This window comes from Streptomyces sp. SID5785, assembly GCF_009870065.1.
Lineage (GTDB): Bacteria > Actinomycetota > Actinomycetes > Streptomycetales > Streptomycetaceae > Streptomyces.
Genome location: NZ_WWIA01000252.1, coordinates 1 through 3851 on the forward strand (window position 1 = coordinate 1; position 3851 = coordinate 3851).

Here is a 3851-nt window from a genome sequence, read left to right on the forward strand (position 1 = left end):
CGACGGCACCGCGCGCGACGGCCTACCCGCGCGGCGCCGCCCGTGTCCCGCTCGAGGCGGCGCTCGGCCTCGTCCTGGCGGCGCCGCTCACCGCCCTGACCGATCTGCCGTCCTTCGACACCTCCGCGATGGACGGCTGGGTCGTGGCCGGTCCGGGCCCCTGGTCCGTGCGGGACGAGGGCATCCTCGCCGGGCACGAGCCGCCCGGGCCGCTGGCCGACGGGGAGGCCGCCGCCATCGCGACCGGCGCCCGGATCCCTCCGGAGACGACCGCCGTCATCCGCAGCGAGCACGGCCGGCTGGACGACAAGCGGCAGCTGCACCCGCTGCGCGAGATCGTGCACGGGCAGGACATCCGGCCCCGCGCCCAGGAGTGCCGCACCGGTGAACTGCTGCTGCCGGCCGGTGCCGTCGTCACCCCGGCGGTGCTCGGCCTGGCAGCGGCGGCCGGCTACGACGACCTGGTCGTGGTTCCGCGTGCCCGGGCCGAGATCCTCGTCCTCGGCGACGAGCTGCTCACGTCGGGCCGCCCGCGCGACGGCCTCATCCGGGACGCGCTCGGCCCGATGCTGCCGCACTGGCTGCGCTCCCTCGGTGTCGAGGTGACCGCCGTGCGCCGGCTCGGCGACGACGCGCAGGCCGTGCTGGACGCCGTCCGCAGCTCGACCGCCGACCTGGTCGTGACCACGGGCGGCACGGCCTCGGGCCCCGTCGACCATGTCCACCCCACGCTGCGCGCGCTCGGCGCGGAGCTGCTCGTGGACGGGGTCAAGGTCCGCCCCGGGCACCCGATGCTCCTGGCGCGCCTCGGAGAGGGCCGGCACCTGGTCGGGCTGCCCGGCAATCCGCTCGCCGCCGTCTCCGGTCTGCTCACGCTCGCCGAGCCGCTGTTGCGCGAACTGTCCGGCCGGGCCGCGCCCGAGCCCTCGTACGGCGGCGCTGGTTCGGACGAGGAGCCGTGCACCGCGCCGCTGCACACGGCCGTCCAGGGGCATCCGCACGACACCCGGCTCGTACCGGTCGTGCTGCGCCAGGACGGCGCGAGCGGCCACGACTGGGCGGTGCCGCTGCACTACAACGGCCCGGCGATGCTGCGCGGCATCGCCGCCGCCGACGCGCTCGCGGTGATCCCGCCGGGCGGTGCGCAGGGGGCCGAGGAGGTCGGGATCATCGATCTGCCATGGTCGTGGAACACAGGCAGCCCCGGGCCCAACCTCCCGGGAAACGAAGGGTGTTTCACGTGAAACTGGCCGGCCATGATGCCATCGCGCGTCAGGCGGACGAGAAAATCGCGACATACCGGGTCAAGCTGCCCCGTCGTGTCGGTGTGCCGCCCCTGAAGCAGGTGGCGCGCCGACTGGCGATGGCCCTGGCCGTGCTCGTCCTGACCGGGTTCCTCGTCTGGATCGACCGCGCCGGCTACAACGACAACTCCGACGGCGCCGTCGATATGCTCGACTCCTTCTACTACGCGACCGTCACGCTCTCCACCACGGGATACGGCGACATCACGCCGGTCAGTGACGGCGCCCGCCTCACCAACATCTTCGTCGTCACACCCCTGCGCGTCGTGTTCCTGATCATCCTGGTCGGCACCACGCTCGAGGTCCTCACCGAACGGACCCGGGAGGAATGGCGCCTGAACCGCTGGAGGTCCAACTTGCGTGACCACACTGTCGTCGTCGGCTTCGGCACCAAGGGGCGCAGCGCGGTGGAGACCGTCTGCGCGACCGGGCTCAAGCCCGAGCAGGTCGTGGTGGTCGACCCCAGCAACAAGGTCATCGAGGCGGCCAACGCACTCGGCTACGCCGGTGTCATGGGCGACGCGACCCGCAGCGACGTCCTGGTCCGCGCCGAGGTGCAGCGGGCCCGGAAGATCATCATCGCCACGCAGCGCGACGACACGGCGGTCCTGGTGACGCTCACGGCACGGCAGTTGAACCGGGGCGCGAAGATCGTCGCCGCGGTCCGCGAGGAGGAGAACGCGCCGCTGCTGCGGCAGTCCGGCGCCGACGCCGTCATCACCAGCGCCAGCGCGGCGGGCCGCCTGCTCGGCCTGTCGGTCCTCAGCCCGAACGCAGGCATGGTCATGGAGGATCTGATCCAGCAGGGCAGCGGCCTCGACCTGGTCGAACGGCCGGTGATAAAGGCCGAGGTGGGTCTCAAGCCGAAGCAGGTCGACGACCTCGTCGTCAGCGTCGTGCGCGGGCACCGGGTGCTCGGCTACGACGACAAGGCCATCGGCACGCTCCAGTTGACGGATCGTCTGATCACGATCGTGCGGGCCACCCAGGTCAGCCACGTCGTCACCGACTCGAAGCCGCTGCCCCAGGACTGACCGGCCCGCCGGGGCCCACGGGAGTAGCCTCGCGGCCATGCATGCGATCACGATCCCGGAACCCGGCGGCCCCGAGGCACTCGTCTGGGCGGAGGTCCCCGACCCCGTCCCCGGCGAGGGCGAGGTCCTCGTCGAGGTGGTCTCCAGCGCCGTCAACCGCGCCGATCTGCTCCAGCGCCAGGGCTTCTACAGCCCGCCGCCCGGCTCGTCCCCGTACCCCGGTCTGGAGTGCGCGGGCCGGATCGCGGCGCTCGGGCCCGGTGTCGCGGGCTGGTCCGTCGGCGACGAGGTGTGCGCGCTGCTCGTGGGCGGCGGATACGCCGAGAAGGTCGTCGTCCCCGTGGGGCAGCTGCTGCCCGTGCCGCAGGGCGTCGACCTCGTCACCGCGGCGGCCCTGCCCGAGGTGACCTGCACGGTCTGGTCCAACGTCTTCATGGTCGCCCATCTGCGGCCCGGCGAGACGTTCCTCGTGCACGGCGGCTCCAGTGGCATCGGCACCATGGCGATCCAGCTCGCGAAGGCGGTCGGCGCCAGGGTCGCCGTCACCGCGGGCAGCAAGGAGAAGCTCGACTTCTGCGCCGAACTGGGCGCGGACATCCTGGTCAACTACCGGGAGCAGGACTTCGTCGAGGAGATCCGCGAGAACACGGCGGGCGGCGGGGCCGACGTCATCCTCGACAACATGGGCGCCAAGTACCTGAACCGCAACGTCGACGCCCTCGCGGTCAGCGGGCGGCTCGCCATCATCGGCATGCAGGGCGGCATCAAGGGCGAGCTCAACATCGCCACGCTGCTCGGCAAGCGCGGCGCGATCACCGCGACGACCCTGCGGGCCCGGCCGCTGGCCGAGAAGGCGGCCATCGTGGCGGCCGTCCGTGAGCACGTCTGGCCGCTGATCGAGGGCGGTCACGTGCGGCCCGTCGTGGACCGGACGCTGCCGATGGCCGACGCCGCGGCGGCCCACCGGGTCCTGGAGGAGTCCGGCCACATCGGCAAGGTGCTCCTGACGGTCTGAGCGGCGCCTGCTCAGCGCCGCAGCCGCAGGGCGAGGAAACCGAGCCCGAGCCCGGTCAGGAGGAGTCCGAGGCCGAGCGGCAGCACGTTCACCAGGGGCCGGGCCCCGCCGCTCGGCACGACGGCCTCCTGACGGGCCGCGGAGGGCCGCTCGGGGCGCTCTCGCGGCGGTTCGGCGGGTTCCTCGGGCGAGGGCGGCTGCGCGGTCCGTACGGGCTCCAGGGCGGTCGGCGGGGGTTGCGGCCGGCCCGGCGGGGTGCGGCCCTCACCGGCGCGGCTGCCCGCCAGGGACGGGCGGGGCGAGGGCTCGGCGGCGTGGGCCCGCGGGGGCGAGCCCGCCAGCGACCCCGCGGGCAGGACCGTGAGCAGGACGACCGCGAGGACGGTCAGCGCCAGCGCGCCCACCCCCAGGGCCGTCCGCCCGGCCGCCCGCCGAAACCGCCCCATCCGCTGCCCCTTCCGCTCCCCGTGCGCCCCGTGCGTTCCGTGCGCCCCGTGC

General features: G+C 73.9%; 4 protein-coding genes. 3 read left to right on the forward strand and 1 reads right to left on the reverse strand.

Going from position 1 to position 3851, the window contains the following annotated elements; genetic code table 11:
- From GTW43_RS07615 to GTW43_RS07625, 3 genes are all read left to right on the forward strand, one after another.
- On the forward strand, positions 1 to 1244 hold a 1244-nt coding region (locus tag GTW43_RS07615; protein WP_161300864.1), incomplete at its 5' end, for a molybdopterin molybdotransferase MoeA.
- On the forward strand, positions 1241 to 2338 hold the full coding sequence (locus tag GTW43_RS07620; RefSeq protein ID WP_161300865.1) for a potassium channel family protein: 1098 nt from the start codon (positions 1241 to 1243) through the stop codon (positions 2336 to 2338). The genes GTW43_RS07615 and GTW43_RS07620, both read left to right, overlap by 4 nt.
- A 37-nt stretch (positions 2339 to 2375) precedes the next feature.
- Positions 2376 to 3353, forward strand: coding sequence for an NAD(P)H-quinone oxidoreductase (locus GTW43_RS07625; protein WP_161300866.1), 978 nt, complete (start codon positions 2376 to 2378; stop codon positions 3351 to 3353).
- Positions 3354 to 3364: 11 nt separating this feature from the next.
- On the opposite strand, the gene GTW43_RS07630 is transcribed toward GTW43_RS07625, so the two are convergent.
- A partial coding sequence (locus tag GTW43_RS07630) for a hypothetical protein (protein WP_237536460.1) occupies positions 3365 to 3851 on the reverse strand: 487 nt, incomplete at its 5' end.